At 53.3% G+C, this 15,812-nt stretch carries 14 protein-coding genes; 2 read left to right on the top strand and 12 right to left on the bottom strand.

Features of this window, described 5'->3' with window-relative positions; translation table 11 throughout:
* Positions 1–8 precede the first annotated feature (8 nt).
* The 9 genes from nuoI to lrhA form a co-directional block, all read right to left on the bottom strand.
* Positions 9–551, bottom strand: coding sequence for an NADH-quinone oxidoreductase subunit NuoI (nuoI, locus tag ACTJKZ_RS01490; RefSeq protein ID WP_003854239.1), 543 nt, complete (start codon positions 549–551; stop codon positions 9–11).
* An 11-nt stretch (positions 552–562) separates the two neighbouring features.
* Positions 563–1,540 carry an NADH-quinone oxidoreductase subunit NuoH gene (gene nuoH, locus ACTJKZ_RS01485; RefSeq protein WP_003854240.1) on the bottom strand — a complete coding sequence of 326 codons (978 nt, stop codon included), beginning with the start codon at positions 1,538–1,540 and terminating at the stop codon, positions 563–565.
* Positions 1,537–4,260, bottom strand: coding sequence for an NADH-quinone oxidoreductase subunit NuoG (nuoG, locus tag ACTJKZ_RS01480; protein WP_440829123.1), 2,724 nt, complete (start codon positions 4,258–4,260; stop codon positions 1,537–1,539). The genes nuoH and nuoG overlap by 4 nt, the downstream gene beginning before the upstream one ends.
* A gap of 112 nt (positions 4,261–4,372) precedes the next feature.
* A complete protein-coding gene (gene nuoF / locus ACTJKZ_RS01475; protein WP_029519446.1) occupies positions 4,373–5,713 on the bottom strand; it encodes an NADH-quinone oxidoreductase subunit NuoF in 1,341 nt (446 codons plus the stop codon).
* 2 nt (positions 5,714–5,715) lie between these two features.
* Entirely contained in the window at positions 5,716–6,231 is a 516-nt protein-coding gene (gene nuoE, locus ACTJKZ_RS01470; protein ID WP_010258066.1) for an NADH-quinone oxidoreductase subunit NuoE, read from the bottom strand.
* Positions 6,232–6,233: 2 nt separating this feature from the next.
* Positions 6,234–8,033, bottom strand: coding sequence for an NADH-quinone oxidoreductase subunit C/D (gene nuoC / locus ACTJKZ_RS01465; protein ID WP_161733368.1), 1,800 nt, complete (start codon positions 8,031–8,033; stop codon positions 6,234–6,236).
* Positions 8,034–8,146: 113 nt separating this feature from the next.
* Positions 8,147–8,824 carry a NuoB/complex I 20 kDa subunit family protein gene (locus ACTJKZ_RS01460; RefSeq protein WP_003854245.1) on the bottom strand — a complete coding sequence of 226 codons (678 nt, stop codon included), beginning with the start codon at positions 8,822–8,824 and terminating at the stop codon, positions 8,147–8,149.
* A gap of 15 nt (positions 8,825–8,839) precedes the next feature.
* The gene (locus tag ACTJKZ_RS01455) at positions 8,840–9,283 is read right to left on the bottom strand and encodes an NADH-quinone oxidoreductase subunit A (RefSeq protein ID WP_010258058.1); all 444 of its coding nucleotides are present in this window, start codon (positions 9,281–9,283) and stop codon (positions 8,840–8,842) included.
* Positions 9,284–9,920: 637 nt separating this feature from the next.
* On the bottom strand, positions 9,921–10,844 hold the full coding sequence (gene lrhA / locus ACTJKZ_RS01450; RefSeq protein ID WP_013358575.1) for a transcriptional regulator LrhA: 924 nt from the start codon (positions 10,842–10,844) through the stop codon (positions 9,921–9,923).
* 981 nt (positions 10,845–11,825) lie between these two features.
* Between lrhA and ACTJKZ_RS01445 the strand changes: the two genes are divergently transcribed.
* Both ACTJKZ_RS01445 and yfbR read left to right on the top strand, forming a co-directional pair.
* Complete coding sequence (locus tag ACTJKZ_RS01445) at positions 11,826–13,043, top strand: pyridoxal phosphate-dependent aminotransferase (RefSeq protein ID WP_033733369.1); 1,218 nt, start codon at positions 11,826–11,828, stop codon at positions 13,041–13,043.
* Positions 13,044–13,112: 69 nt separating this feature from the next.
* Complete coding sequence (gene yfbR, locus ACTJKZ_RS01440; protein WP_161733370.1) at positions 13,113–13,712, top strand: 5'-deoxynucleotidase; 600 nt, start codon at positions 13,113–13,115, stop codon at positions 13,710–13,712.
* A gap of 29 nt (positions 13,713–13,741) precedes the next feature.
* Here the strand turns inward: yfbR and ACTJKZ_RS01435 are convergent, their stop codons facing one another.
* From ACTJKZ_RS01435 to yfbV, 3 genes are all read right to left on the bottom strand, one after another.
* On the bottom strand, positions 13,742–14,401 hold the full coding sequence (locus ACTJKZ_RS01435) for a sugar phosphatase (protein ID WP_161733372.1): 660 nt from the start codon (positions 14,399–14,401) through the stop codon (positions 13,742–13,744).
* Between the two features lie 13 nt (positions 14,402–14,414).
* A complete protein-coding gene (locus ACTJKZ_RS01430; RefSeq protein WP_161733470.1) occupies positions 14,415–14,909 on the bottom strand; it encodes a YfbU family protein in 495 nt (164 codons plus the stop codon).
* Positions 14,910–15,054: 145 nt separating this feature from the next.
* Complete coding sequence (gene yfbV, locus ACTJKZ_RS01425) at positions 15,055–15,507, bottom strand: terminus macrodomain insulation protein YfbV (RefSeq protein ID WP_161733374.1); 453 nt, start codon at positions 15,505–15,507, stop codon at positions 15,055–15,057.
* Positions 15,508–15,812: the final 305 nt, after the last annotated feature.

Raw genomic sequence — 15,812 nt, 5'->3', positions numbered from 1 at the left:
CTTGCTCCTTAAGGTAATAAGCCTTTGACGTCGATAGGCTTCGCTTCGTTTTCTGCTTCGCCCTTATCTTTACCGTCAATCGCCATACCTGCCATGCGGTAGAAGTTGTACTCCGGATATTTACCCGGCCCCGAAATCAGCAGATCGTCCTTCTCATACACCAGATCCTGACGCTTAAACTCACCCAGTTCGAAATCGGGAGTCAGCTGAATCGCCGTGGTCGGACAGGCTTCTTCACACATGCCGCAGAAGATGCAGCGTGAGAAGTTGATTCGGAAGAACTCCGGGTACCAGCGGCCATCTTTGGTTTCTGCTTTCTGCAGCGAGATACAGCCAACCGGACAGGCAACCGCACACAGGTTACAGGCGACGCAACGCTCCTGACCATCCGGATCGCGGGTTAACACGATACGGCCACGATAGCGTGGTGGCAGATAAACCGGCTCTTCCGGATACATCTGAGTTTCACGTTTGGCGAAGGCGTGCAGCCCGATCAGCCAGATACTGCGAACTGTCGTGCCAAAGCCTACGACAATATCTTTCAAAGTCATTTGTTAACCCCTTACGGCGCTGTGTAGAGAATCACTGCGGCAGTCGCCAGCAGGTTCAACAGCGTCAACGGCAGACACACTTTCCAGCCGAATGACAGCACCTGGTCGTAGCGCGGACGCGGAAGCGCAGCACGAATCAGGATGAACATCATCATAAAGAACGCCGTTTTCAGGGCGAACCAGATGAACGGCGGCAGGAATGGGCCGTGCCAGCCACCAAAGAACAGCGTTACGATCAGCGCTGAAACGGTGGTAATCGCCACATATTCGCCAACAAAGAACAGACCGAACTTCATACCGGCATATTCAATGTGGTAGCCGTCCGCCAGTTCCTGCTCCGCTTCTGGCTGGTCAAACGGATGACGGTGACACACCGCCACGCCCGCAATACAGAAGGTCACGAAGCCGAAGAACTGCGGAATGATGTTCCACAGATGCGTCTGGCTGTTGACGATATCGTTCATATTGAACGAGCCCGCCTGCGCTACCACACCCATCAGCGACAGCCCCAGGAACACTTCATAGCTCAGGGTCTGTGCCGAGGCGCGCATCGCACCCAGCAGCGAGTATTTGTTATTACTCGACCAGCCGGCAAACAGCACTGCGTAGACCGCAAGGCCCGCCATCATCAGGAAGAACAGCAGACCGATATTCAGGTCTGTTACCATCCAGGTTGGCGAAACCGGCACGATAGCAAAGGCCAGTAGCAGTGAAACAAAGGCGATAACCGGCGCAAGGGTAAAGATAAAGCGGTCGGTAAACGGCGGAACCCAGTCCTCTTTGAAGAACATTTTGATCATGTCCGCCACCAGCTGGAGCGAACCGCCCCAGCCTACGCGGTTTGGCCCATAACGGTTCTGGAACAGGCCGAGCAGACGACGCTCAGCGAAGCTCATGAACGCGCCGCAGGCCACCACCACCAGCAGAATCACGATGGCTTTAACAATGGCCAGCAGAATGTCGATCACGTCCGGTGTTAACCAGCTCATTGCGCTGCCTCCTGCAGAGTGTCGATTTTACCGTTCGCCAGGAATGGTGGAACGCCCGGCATTCCCAGCGGCAGACCAATCTGTCCCGCCTGCAGTGACGAAGAGAAACGGACCGGCAGACGCACTGTCTCTCCGGCACAGCTGAACTCCACCGCCGCACCATTGTTGACGCCCAGCTTCGCCGCATCCTCCGGGTTTATCACCAGCGCAGGCTCAGCCATACGCTGCTGGAAGACCGGTGAACGCTGTGACATCTCTTCGCTGCCGAACAACCGGTGAAGAGGCGCCACGCGCCACTGTGCATCACTGACAAAGGCTTTTGGTACGGTCGTAAACCACGGCAACTCACTCGAGCTGGCTTCAAACAGGCGCACGCCCGGATCGCCATGACGCAGTTTGCCGCCCACTTCCGCCTGGAATTTGTTCCACGCCTGTGGTGAGTTCCAGCCTGGTGCCCAGGCAAACGGAATCTGTGAACGCGGTGCGCCTGGCTGATTGTTCCCTTCCATTGAGAAGGCGAACATCGTGTCCTGATCCTGCGGCTGACGCGGTTCGTGCACGCTGATATTCGCGCGCGCCGCGGTACGGCCACTGGCACGGTGCGGTGAACGCGACAGTTTCTGTCCGCGAATGCGGAAGCTGGCGTCAGGTGCGGCTTCTTTAATACCCGCGAGCTGTGGCAGACGGGTGACTACCGCATCGATCACGTGATCGAGCTGCGTCCAGTCCACATGACGGCTTTCCAGCGTGCTGTGCAGTGAATGCAGCCAGCGCCAGCTCTCCAGCATCACAATGTTGTTGTCGTAATAAGCAGGATCATAAACCTGGAAGAAACGCTGAGCGCGGCCTTCATGGTTAATTGAGGTACCGTCGCTTTCGGCGAAGCTGGCGGTTGAGAGCACCAGACCCGCTTTCTCCAGCGTTGGGGTACGCTGATGATCCACCACAATCACGTTAGTGGTCTGAGCCAGCGCCGCATCCACCAGCGCTTTCGGCGCATGGCGATAAAGGTCATTTTCCAGCACTACCAGGGCATCAGCTTCACCGTTGCTCAGCTGCTCCAGCGCCTGCTCCAGCGGATTGCCGCCAATCATGCCCAGCCCGATGCTGTTCGCGTGACCCGCCAGCAGGGTAATGCCGACATCTGCACCACGTGCCTTGAGGGCTTTCGCCACGTTAGCAGCGGCTTCAATGACTGCGCTGCTGCCTGAGTGAGTTCCGGAGATAATTAATGGCTTTTTCGCGCCGGCCAGCGCCTGAACGACAACATCCATTTTCCCGCTGAGTTTGCTGTCGAAATCGGTGACTGCAGGCGCAGATTCATCCAGCGCACTGGCGATAGCGAAGCCGAGGCGCGCCTGATCTTCAACCGGTGCACGATAGCTCCATGCCGCGATATCATCCAGACGGGTTTCATCAACGTGCGTAACAAACAGCGGATGTTTCGCGTTCTGACCGATGTTCATGATGGCGGCGATCTGCCAGTCTGCGACTTTCTGCGCAGCGGCCATATCACGCGCTTTGCCTTTTACTGCCTGGCGCACAGAGAGTGCCACACGAGCACCCACCTGTGTCAGGTCTTCACCCAGTACCAGCACCGCATCGTAGCTTTCAATTTCACGCAGCGATGGCGTATAGATTCCGCCCTCGCGCAGGACTTTCAGCATGAGTTCAAGACGGGCCTGCTCATCCGCTGGCATGCCGGTTGAGAAGTTCTCTGCACCCACCAGTTCACGAAGGGCGAAGTTACTTTCAATGCTGGCGCGCGGCGAGCCAATACCGATCACTTTCTTCGCCTGACGCAGCAAATCTGCTCCGGCGTTGACCGCCTGCTCTGCGTTCAGCGTGACCCAGTCGTTGCCGCGCAGCAGCATCGGCTGACGTGGGCGATCTTTGCGGTTCACGTAGCCATAGCCAAAGCGGCCACGGTCACACAGGAAGTAGTGGTTTACGGTACCGTTATAGCGGTTTTCAATACGGCGTAACTCACCATAACGCTCACCCGGGCTGGTGTTACAGCCGACGCTGCACTGCTGACAGATGCTCGGTGCAAACTGCATATCCCATTTACGGTTATAGCGTTCGGAGTGCGTTTTATCGGTGAAGACGCCGGTCGGGCAAATTTCAACCAGGTTGCCGGAGAATTCGCTCTCCAGCGTGCCATCTTCCGGGCGACCGAAGTAGACGTTGTCGTGCGCGCCGTAGACACCCAGATCTTTGCCATCGGCATAATCTTTGTAGTAGCGCACGCAGCGGTAACAGGCGATACAGCGGTTCATCTCATGAGAGATGAACGGGCCGAGATCCTGATTACGGTGAGTACGCTTAGTGAAGCGATAGCGACGGAAGCTGTGGCCGGTCATCACTGTCATATCCTGCAGGTGACAGTTACCGCCCTCTTCACACACCGGGCAGTCGTGCGGGTGGTTGGTCATCAGCCACTCCACCACGCTTTCGCGGAACTCTTTCGCTTCGCCATCATCGATGGAGATGAATGTGCCGTCAGAGGCCGGCGTCATGCAGGACATGACAAGACGGCCGCGGGTATCTTCGGCATTCTGGAATTGCTTTACCGCACACTGGCGGCAGGCCCCAACGCTTCCCAGCGCCGGATGCCAGCAAAAGTAAGGAATATCAAGGCCCAGAGAGAGACACGCCTGTAGCAGGTTGTCCGCTCCGTTCACATCATACTCTTTACCGTCTACATGAATTGTAGCCATAGTGACATGCTTCCGTAAGGCTCGTCAGAGACGAGCGTTAATCATATTCTTGCCCCGACGCACGACATTGTCGGGGCGGCGGCACCAGGCCTGTTCCGTGTGATGCGGTGAATTACCAGCGCGCTTTCAGCAGGTTTGGCTGGATCCCACCAATAGCGCGGGTATTGCCAAACACCTGCGGTGCCATGCCAGCTTCAAACTCTTCACGGAAATATTTAATCGCACTCTGTAGCGGCTCAACCGCACCCGGCGCATGCGCGCAGAAGGTTTTACCCGGGCCAAGCTGACGGCAGAGTTGCAGTAAGGTTTCGATATCCCCTGGCTGACCCTGTTTCTGCTCCAGCGCACGCAAAATTTTCACGCTCCACGGCAGGCCATCGCGACACGGCGTACACCAGCCACACGACTCACGGGCAAAGAACTCTTCCAGGTTACGCACCAGCGAAACCATATTGATTTCGTGATCGACCGCCATCGCCAGTGCGGTGCCCAGACGGCTGCCCGCTTTACCAATGCTGGCAAATTCCATCGGCAGATCCAGGTGCTGGTCGGTCAGGAAGTCGGTTCCTGCGCCGCCAGGCTGCCAGGCTTTGAACTTCAGCCCGTCACGCATGCCACCCGCATAATCTTCAAGAATTTCACGCGCGGTGATACCGAATGGCAGCTCCCAGACGCCAGGATTTTTCACCCGTCCGGAGAAGCCCATCATTTTGGTACCGGCATCTTCGCTTTTAGAGATGTTTTTGTACCACTCGACGCCATTGGCCAGAATCGCCGGGACGTTGGAGAGGGTTTCCACGTTGTTCACGCAGGTCGGTTTGCCCCACGCGCCCGCACTCGCCGGAAATGGCGGCTTGGAACGCGGGTTAGCACGACGGCCTTCCAGTGAGTTAATCAGTGCCGTCTCTTCGCCGCAGATATAACGACCTGCGCCGGTGTGAACAATCAGCTCAAAGTCGAAGCCGGTACCCAGAATATTTTTACCGATATAGCCCGCTTCCGTCGCTTCAGCAATCGCACGACGCAGATGCACCGCGGCTTCAATGTATTCGCCACGTAAGAAGATATAGCCACGGTAAGCCTTCAGCGCAAAGGCGCTGATCAGCATTCCTTCCACCAGCTGGTGAGGCATCTGCTCCATCAGCAGGCGGTCTTTATAGGTGCCCGGCTCCATCTCATCAGCGTTACACAGCAGGTAGCGGATGTTCATCGACTCATCTTTCGGCATCAGGCTCCACTTCAGACCGGTAGAGAAGCCTGCACCGCCGCGCCCTTTCAGGCCGGAATCTTTCACTGCTGCGACGATTTCATCTTGCGACATGCTTTTCAGCGCTTTTTCCGCACCGGCATAGCCGTTTTTGCTGCGGTATTCATCAAGCCAGACAGGTTGCTTGTCGTCACGCATCCGCCAGGTCAGCGGATGGGTTTCAGCAGTACGAATGATCTGTTTAATTGTCATTGATACTGCTCCAGTAAACCAGGGATGCCTTCCGGCGTCAGATGCACATGCGTGTCTTCATCCACCATCATCGTTGGGCCCTTGTCGCAGTTGCCCAGACAGCAGGTTGGCAGCAGCGTAAAGCGGCCATCAGCCGTGGTCTGACCCGGTTTGATATTCAGTTGCTGTTCCAGTGCTGACTGGATGCCCTGATAACCGGTGATATGACAGACCACGCTGTCACAGTAACGGATCACATGACGACCCACCGGCTGACGGAAAATCTGGCTATAAAATGTCGCCACACCTTCAACATCACTTGCCGGGATACCCAGGACTTCGGCAATCGCGTTGATTGCACCGTCCGGCACCCAGCCGCGCTGTTTCTGCACGATCTTCAGCGCTTCAATTGAGGCTGCACGCGCGTCTTCGTAATGGTGTTTTTCGTGCTCAATAGCGTGATGCTCTTCCGCGCTCAGCACGAAGACCTCGTTAGGGTCGATCGTTTTAATGGCAATGTGTTGATCGTGCATAATTAGCGGTCCACGTCTGACATAACAAAATCGATACTACCCAGATATACGATCAGGTCGGATACCAGGCTGCCACGGATTACGGAAGGAATCTGCTGCAGATGCGGGAAGCTCGGCGTACGCACGCGGGTGCGGTAGCTCATGGTGCTGCCATCGCTGGTCAGGTAGTAGCTGTTGATCCCTTTCGTCGCTTCAATCATCTGGAACGATTCATTGGCAGGCATAACCGGCCCCCACGACACCTGCAGGAAGTGTGTGATCAGCGTTTCAATGTGCTGCAGCGTGCGCTCTTTAGGTGGCGGCGTGGTCAGCGGATGATCCGCTTTAAACGGCCCCTCTGGCATGTTGTTGAGACACTGCTCAAGAATGCGCAGCGATTGCCACATCTCTTCCATTTTCAGCATGACGCGGCTGTAAGCATCGCTGACGCCGTCGCCAACCGGGATTTCAAAATCGAAGTTTTCGTAGCCGGAGTATGGACGCCATTTACGTACGTCAAAGTCGAGACCTGTCGCACGCAGACCAGCACCGGTAGTGCCCCACGCCAGCGCCTCTTCCATGTTGTAAGCGGCAACGCCTTTGGAGCGGCCAATAAGTACGCTGTTGCGCAGTGCCGCTTTGTCATACTCTTTAAGACGCTTTGGCATCCAGTCGAGGAAGTCACGCAGCAGACGTTCCCAGCCTCGCGGCAGGTCATGCGCGACGCCACCGATACGGAACCACGCCGGGTGCATACGGAAACCGGTAATCGCCTCAACCACGTCATAGATTTTCTGACGGTCGGTAAAGGCAAAGAACACCGGCGTCATGGCCCCGACGTCCTGAATAAAGGTGGAGATATAAAGCAGGTGGCTGTTGATGCGGAACAGCTCAGAGAGCATCACGCGGATCACGTTAACGCGATCAGGCACCACGATACCGGCCAGTTTTTCCACCGCCAGTACGTACGGCATCTCGTTTACGCAGCCGCCGAGGTACTCGATGCGGTCAGTGTAAGGAATGTAGCTGTGCCACGACTGACGCTCGCCCATCTTTTCAGCACCACGGTGGTGATAACCGATGTCAGGCACGCAGTCGACAATCTCTTCACCATCCAGCTGCAGAATGATGCGGAACGCACCGTGCGCCGACGGGTGGTTAGGCCCGAGGTTCAGGAACATGAAGTCTTCGTTAGTGGTACTACGTTTCATACCCCAGTCTTCAGGCTTAAAGGTCAGCGCCTCCATCTCTAAATCTTCTTTCTGCCTGGTCAGCGTGAAAGGATCGAATTCAGTGGCACGCGCCGGGTAATCTTTACGCAGCGGATGGCCTTCCCAGGTCGACGGCATCATGATGCGCGTCAGATGCGGGTGGCCATCAAAGGTGATACCAAACATCTCCCAGGTTTCACGCTCATACCAGTTGGCATTCGGGAAAAGACGGGTAATGGTCGGCAGATGCATGTCGTTTTCTGAGAGTGCCACCTTGAGCATGATGTCGCGGTTGCGTTCAATCGACAGCAGGTGGTAGAAAACGGAGAAATCCGCCGCAGGCAGGCCTGCACGGTGGGTACGTAAACGCTCATCCACGCCATGCAGGTCATACAGCATGACGTAAGGCTTGGGTAATTTACGCAGGAACTCGATAATTTCCAGTATCTGTTCACGCTTCACCCACACCACCGGGATACCGGTACGGGTTGGCTGAACAGTGAAGGCATCCGGCCCAAAACGGTTACGCAACTCGCCGATCACCGGGTCATCAAGGTGATCACGGGTTTGCCATAGAGGCTGAGCGAGATCTTGCGTGGTCAAATCTGTCATACGTTACTCACCATTCCGGCCTGGTCTCAGGCACTCAAATGAAGGCGTCAGGATGGGGCCATGCATTAAATTGTGATGTTCTGCTGCAGGCGCTGTTTTCCATCCATACGGTTTTAAACTTCGTCCGGGCTGCGCAGATTTGTGACTGCGATGCGCTCGCCGCGTTTTCTTTCACGCTCTGAAGGCATATTGGCGCGGTAAACGCCTTGATCGCCGACAACCCATGAAAGCGGACGGCGCTCTTTGCCGATCGATTCCTGCAGCAGCAGCAGTGCCTGCATGTAGGCTTCAGGACGTGGCGGGCAGCCAGGAATGTAAACATCGACCGGCAGGAATTTATCGACGCCCTGCACCACCGAATAGATGTCATACATACCGCCCGAGTTGGCGCAGGCACCCATGGAGATCACCCATTTTGGTTCCAGCATCTGATCGTATAAACGCTGAATAACCGGAGCCATTTTAGTAAATGGCGTACCGGCAATAACCATGAAATCCGCCTGACGTGGCGAGGCACGCATAACTTCAGCACCAAAACGCGCCACGTCGTGGACCGCGGTAAACGATGTTGTCATCTCTACGTAACAACATGACAGGCCAAAGTTATAAGGCCAGAGGGAGTTTTTACGTCCCCAGTTCACCATGTCATGCAGGGCATTTTCGAGTTTGCCCATATAAACGCTGCGATGAACGTGCTGCTCCAGCGGATCGCTGACGATTTCCTGCTTTTGCAGAGGATAACGGTCGTTCTCACCACCGTTCGGGTCTATGCGGGTGAGCGTATAGTCCATCTTATTGCCTCTCTTTTACTGCTTATGAGGATTGGTGTGGCTGACCGTAGTGGTTTTCACCACCACGCGACGGCGAGCTGGCGCCCAGTCCAGTGCGCCAATGCGTACCAGATAGACCAGACCCGCCAGGAGCACCAAAATGAAAATTGCGGCTTCCACAAAGCCGATCCAACCGCTTTCACGGATTGAAGTCGCCCATGCGTATAAAAAGAGGGCTTCGACGTCGAAAATGACGAAAAACATCGCAACCAGATAAAATTTCGCCGAGAGGCGGATATGGGTATCACCAACGGATTCGATGCCCGATTCGAATGGCGTGTCTTTGTAGCGGGCGCGCGCTCTGCCGCCAAGCAGCCATCCTCCGGTCAGCATGAAAGCACACAGGCCAAAGGCAATAACGATAAATACGATAAACGCCCAGTGCTGAGCGATGATTTCGGTGGTAGTTGACATACTCATTGCTTACTCATCAAAAGTGGCGCTGGCATCCTGCACGCGTTTCCCGCAGCAAACTGACCACATCGATTCAAGGGAAGGGTAAAAACCTTTTAAATGTTGCTGTTATCAGGTAATAAGCAGCCATTTTATGGGGTTTTTACTCCTTTCTATAACCTTTTGTCAACTTTGACAAAAGTATCCAAACATTATTTCACACCTGCATCATATTATTAACAAATGATGCCCCGCTTTCCAGCTAAATCGCTTCAGTCTGTAGGGTTAATTTTAGTGTAGCGGGTATTCACATGCATGGATCGTGCATTTAACAAACATATTTTGACAGGTATGACTCTGTTTTCCTTCCCCTTATCAGGGGTATTTTCTTGATCCAGAACACAGTTCTGCCCTTTTTGCGTTAAATTTCTTCACCTCAAGCTGCAATCCGGAACAAATGGTTCATTTAGTCGGTTGGCAAGTTTCAGTTCCTTAGTGAGTGAAATGTAGTGAGGGTTTTACATCAGGCAGAGTGGCAGGTGGGAAAAGTCTGAAGAGTGTCAGAAATAAAAAAGCCTCTCATTCTGTTCAGGAAAAGAGAGGCCTATGTATAAGCGTTTGTTAAGGCAATCACGCCAGTGTTGAGTACAACACGTTAGCGAAATTACTCTTCGTCATCCAGCAGCAATGTACCATCTGGATTGTTGCTCAGGTTATAAGGATCATTGGTGGACTGCATGGCGTTGAAGATTGCCAGCGCCAGCTCATTATCGCTGTCAGGATTGCGGCACAGCAAATATTGCGTATCTGGCAGAACCGGCAGCCCTTCCGCCGCACCCATCACGCGCAGTTCCGGGCTCATCATCTCTACCGGACGCGCAGTTACGCCCAGCCCCGCTTTTACCGCGGCACGTACTGCAGCCAGTGTGGAAGCGACATAAGAGATACGCCACGGGATACCCGCTTCATTGAGATGATCAATTGCCATATCGCGGTAAGGACTTGGCTCATCCAGCAGCACCAATGGAATGGCTTCGCCGCGCTGGAAAATATAATCCGCTGCGCAGTACCACAACGTAGGTGAGGTACGCAGGACCTGATAGGTAAAGTTGCCCGGGCTGGAGGTGGTCACGACCAGGTCCACTTCACCCTGATTGAGCATTTCCATCATAAATGGATTACGTTTAACCCGCACATCGATTGCCAGTTTCGGATAAACCGAGGTTACCCGGTTTAACAGGAAAGGCAGAATAGTGTCAGAGGTATCATCAGAGGCACCAATGGTCAGGACGCCCTGAATGTTACTGTACATCAGAGATGTGCAGGCTTCGTCGTTAAAACGAAGAATTTTTCTCGCATAGCCTAAAAGCTGGATACCGTGCTCTGTTAACAGCTTGTTACGTCCATGTCTGGCAAACAGCTCTTTACCTACCAGTTGTTCCAGACGCTGCATTTGCTGACTGACTGCTGACTGCGTTCTGCAGACCGCTGCAGCGGCCGCTGCAAAGGTATTCAAATCCGCAACGGCAACGAAAGTTCTCAGCAGATCGAGGTCGAGATTAAGTATCGGACGATTTGCATTAGTCATGTTTTTTCTTCACTTATAAGATTTTTACGAACTACTACCCTGGTGTTATTACAAGCTTATCAAAGTGATAAGCAGTAATGGTGCTTAATGACAGTCCTGTGTGAAGACTGACACAAAAAAAATTTATGTGGATCCTGCACTGTTGACTCCCCTGAAAGGGCCATAGCGCTTTTCAATCCATAGTACTTTTCAAGACAGATACAACTTCTGAACCGATGGCGCTGGGGTGCGCAAATGCAGGAAGCTGCGTAGTTGTCTTATTCCCACCAGAAATAATCGGGCGGGATAAAAATCGCACTTTTCAGGCCAGTAAGACGAAGCGGCCATGTGCATTAAATAATAAATTATACTTAATCATTTTTGACTTCAAAATGGAAATGATTTTGTGAAAAGCGCTGTAAATTTTGTGCTAAAGGCATTTCCGGACCCTTATGCCACATTATTGATCACTTTTTAAGCCTTCAGCGTTCCGAAATTTAGTGAAGAAGTGTTAAGTACTGCTCACAATCCTGATAAATGCGTGCCAGAAACGCCTCGTCATTTGGTAATTTTCCGGCGATCACAAGGCCTTAAACAGGCAACTCTTAAGCAGTGTTAAGGCGTAGACGTTGCACGCGTCATAAAATTGTCCACAAAGTGAACATTTATAAAATATCCTTTAACTATTTACCTGGGTGTATATTTCAGGTGCAAAGAAAAGCGTCCTTTACATAACGTTCATATTTCATTTCACAATACCAGAGCCTTATGTTGTCTCAGCACCCCTTTAGATAGTTTAAAATATTTCTATATACATCATTTTTGGTTTTATCAACCATCTCACGCCTTGTTAAATCTTTTTTACGCTACTCACCGTCTAAAAAGTTGTCGAACCCGCCAAAACGGGGCGGCACCCTTCATTTGTGACCGGCAGGAGAGTACATTGTGCTGGTTCGATTTCAGTGGCAGCCAAAAAGGATTCTGCCCGTTAAGGCGGTAACAATGACTTTTCAAATAGATAAATCCGGAAAACTCGATAACGTCTGCTATGACATCCGTGGCCCGGTCCTGAAAGAGGCGAAGCGCCTCGAAGAAGAAGGCAATAAAGTTCTTAAACTGAACATCGGCAATCCGGCGCCGTTCGGTTTCGAAGCACCGGACGAGATTCTGGTCGATGTAATTCGTAATCTTCCCAGCGCTCAGGGCTATTGCGACTCCAAGGGGCTCTATTCCGCCCGTAAAGCGATCATGCAGCACTATCAGGCGCGCGACATGCGTGATGTCACGGTAGAAGATATCTACATTGGCAACGGCGTTTCAGAACTCATTGTCCAGGCGATGCAGGCGTTACTGAACAGCGGCGACGAAATGCTGGTGCCAGCACCTGACTATCCGTTGTGGACGGCTGCGGTTTCCCTCTCCAGCGGAAAAGCGGTGCACTATCTGTGTGATGAGTCAGCAGGCTGGTTCCCTGACCTGGATGATATCCGCAGCAAGATAACACCCCGTACCCGCGGTATTGTAATTATCAACCCGAATAACCCGACCGGCGCGGTCTACAGCAAAGAACTGCTGTTAGAAGTGGTTGAAATTGCGCGTCAGCATAACCTGATCATCTTTGCTGATGAGATCTACGACAAGATCCTTTACGACGAGGCACAGCACCACTGCATCGCTGCCCTGGCCCCGGATCTGCTGACCGTGACCTTCAATGGCCTGTCTAAAACCTATCGTGTAGCCGGCTTCCGTCAGGGCTGGATGGTACTCAACGGGCCGAAGAAACATGCGAAAGGCTACATTGAAGGGCTGGAGATGCTGGCGTCTATGCGCCTGTGTGCCAACGTACCGGCCCAGCATGCCATCCAGACAGCGCTCGGCGGCTACCAGAGCATCAGCGAATTTATCATGCCTGGCGGTCGTCTCTATGAGCAGCGCCAGCGTGCCTGGGAATTGATCAACGATATTCCCGGCGTCAGCTGTGTGAAGCCGCAGGGCGCGCTCTACATGTTCCCAAAAATTGACGCCAAAAAATTTAATATCTTTGACGATCAAAAAATGGTGCTGGATTTTCTCCTTCAGGAGAAGGTGCTGCTGGTACAGGGTAGCGCGTTCAACTGGCCATGGCCCGATCACCTGCGCATTGTTACGCTGCCTCGTGTGGATGATCTGGAGATGGCGATTAATAAATTTGGTCGCTTCCTGCAAGGCTATCGCCAGTAATCACGCCCGCGTATACTGATGCTATTTGGGGAGAGCCTGTCTCTCCCCTGCCTGCTAACAGGAACGCTCATGACACAAAGCCACTTCTTTGCTCACCTCTCCCGTCTTAAGCTGATCAACCGCTGGCCACTGATGCGCAATGTGCGTACCGAGAATGTTTCTGAACACAGTCTGCAGGTCGCCATGGTGGCGCACGCGCTGGCCGTCATCAAAAATCTTAAATTTGGCGGCTCGCTTAATGCCGACCGCATCGCCATGCTGGCGCTTTATCATGACGCCAGCGAAGTGCTCACCGGCGATTTACCCACTCCGGTTAAGTATTACAACGCACAGATTGCCCACGAATATAAGAAAATCGAGAAGATTGCCCAGCAGAAGCTGATTGAGATGCTGCCGGAAGAGTTTCAGGCAATCTATCGCCCGCTGATTGATGAGCATCTGCACAGTGGAGAGGAGCAGGCCGTTGTAAAACAGGCGGATGCACTCTGCGCCTACGTTAAGTGTCTTGAGGAGTTGTCTGCCGGAAATAACGAATTTTTACTGGCCAAAGCGCGACTGGAAAAGACGTTAGCGCAGCGGCGTTCGCTGGAGATGGATTACTTCGTTGAGGTGTTTATTCCGAGTTTCAGCCTGTCGCTGGATGAAATTTCGCAGGATACGCCACTGTAAACCCGACGGCCTGGCCGCCGGGCAAATCTTTAAGCCTGCTGGCTGAAGGTAAAGCTGCCGTCAGACTCGCGGGTGACAACCAGAGACGCCAGTGAGTCGAGCCGAAGCGCCACGTCATCCAGCCGCGGTGTCTCCGCCGGAGCATTGATGGCAATTACCGCACAACCCGCGTTCAGGCCGGATAAAATACCCGCGGGTGCATCTTCTGCCACCACACATGACGTCGCCGCTAACCCCAGCTTCTCCGCACCAAGCAGGTAAGGATCGGGCTCAGGTTTGCCTTTAGCGACCTGCTCAGCGGTAATGAACACGGCGGGCTTCGGTAATCCTGCCGCTTTGTGACGGGCATGAGCGACCGGCACCGAGCCAGAGGTGACTATCGCCCAGGGAATCTGCAACTCATTCAGCCGGTTCAGCAGCGCATGGGCGCCTGGCAGCGCCTGCACACCGTCGGTGTCTGCCGCTTCAGCCTGCTCCAGCGCGACAAACTCTGCCTGGATAGCCTCTTCCGACTGGCCTGCCATGAAATGACGCAGAGAGGTAATCGCCTGTTTGCCATGGATGAAATCCAGGATCTCATCAGCGGCGATACCATGACGGGCACCCCACTGGCTCCAGGCTCGTTCAACCGCTGGCAGTGAATCTACCAGCGTGCCGTCTAAATCAAATAGAAAACCTCTGTAGGTCACGCGCTTCTCCTCATCAGGCATTAATCACTTGCGCAATTTCGTTTGCACTTAAATGGTACTGGCGCGGACAAGTCTGCCACAAAGCTAACATCCGTTGATACTTTTCCCACATCGGGGTCTGCGCGTTAAAACCGTGTGTACCGGAATCGAAGTGGGTATAACGCCCTTCGGTATTGACCATAAAACGGACGTAGCCCAGCAGGCGTGCTTCTGTTGCCGCATCAAAGCCCAGAAAGGCGAGACGGCGCTCCTCAACCTGACTTTTCTCTTTAAGATTCGACCAGGAGACGTGCAGTGCGTGATGCATCTCCATTATGTCGATCACTGTCCGGCAGATCGCTTCACTCAGTTCGCCAAACTCTTTATCCAGCTCGCGCATCTGCAGCGCATAACCGCGTTCGATAATGGTCTGGTAACGGCGAAAACGTTCAGCGTTTTCCGGCTCAAGCATGGCCATGATTTTGTACTGGTTGGTAAGAATCAGACGCTGCGCATGGGTCATTTCCATCATTTACTCCCGGTCAGAGACCGCTCAGTTAATCGACAATGGAGAAATGATTGCACAGCGTTAGCAACACGGGAATCGCCGTATCGCCTTTCTTTGATTTAGCCGCAGGTTAGCGGTAACTATTTTACCGCCAGCCCGGGATGGGTCAGAGATCGTCGAGGAAGGTGCGGTCGAGTTGTTTAAACGCCCGCTTAAGCAGATCGGCCAGTGCCTGATAAGTCGGCTTGCCTTCTACCGGTGCTATCGCCTGCCCCGCTTCTTCCAGCCGGGCACGCACTTCATGAAACCAGTTAAGCAGCGTAGGCGGTAGCGGCGTTACTGAACGCTTACCCAGCCACCACAGTCCCTGCATCGGCAGGCTACAGGCAAACAGCGCCGTTGCTACTGCCGGACCTAACTGACCGCCCATCGCGATCTGCCAGGTCAGCGTAAAAATCGCCAGAGGTGGCATAAAGCGAATGGCGAAACGCGTTGCCGATGAAACGCGGTTTTCCGGGAACACCGGGGCCAGGCGCTTATCAGCGGGCCAGGTCTTCATATAGTGTTGGCCGCGCTGAAACATCCGAAACCAATTGGTACTGCCAGATTCATTCGCCATGGCTCACCTCAACTAATGCTGCAAAGATTAAAAAATAGTTATAAAGACACAACTTTACGTAACAACCTTCAATTATTTTTGTCTTTAAAGAGGACTCCGGCTATTCTGACGCCGTTTTAAACCTCTCCGGGAGCGGAATGCGCCTTTGGGAAGAGGCCTGAGCCATATTTCGACAAGGCAATCTTAAAATTTTCACGTAAGATTGCTAAAATTTTTTGCGGAATTGAGAATTTCTGTCTACCGCATGATGTTTGTCATTAATCTACCAGCTTTCATGGGCTACGCTGATAGTCTGATTGCGTTAT

It is taken from the genome of Pantoea sp. 22096 (genome assembly GCF_052045955.1).
GTDB classification, from domain to species: Bacteria; Pseudomonadota; Gammaproteobacteria; order Enterobacterales; family Enterobacteriaceae; genus Pantoea; species Pantoea alfalfae.
The sequence above is the reverse complement of the archived record's forward strand: the minus strand, read 5'-3'. Positions and strand labels throughout refer to the sequence as shown.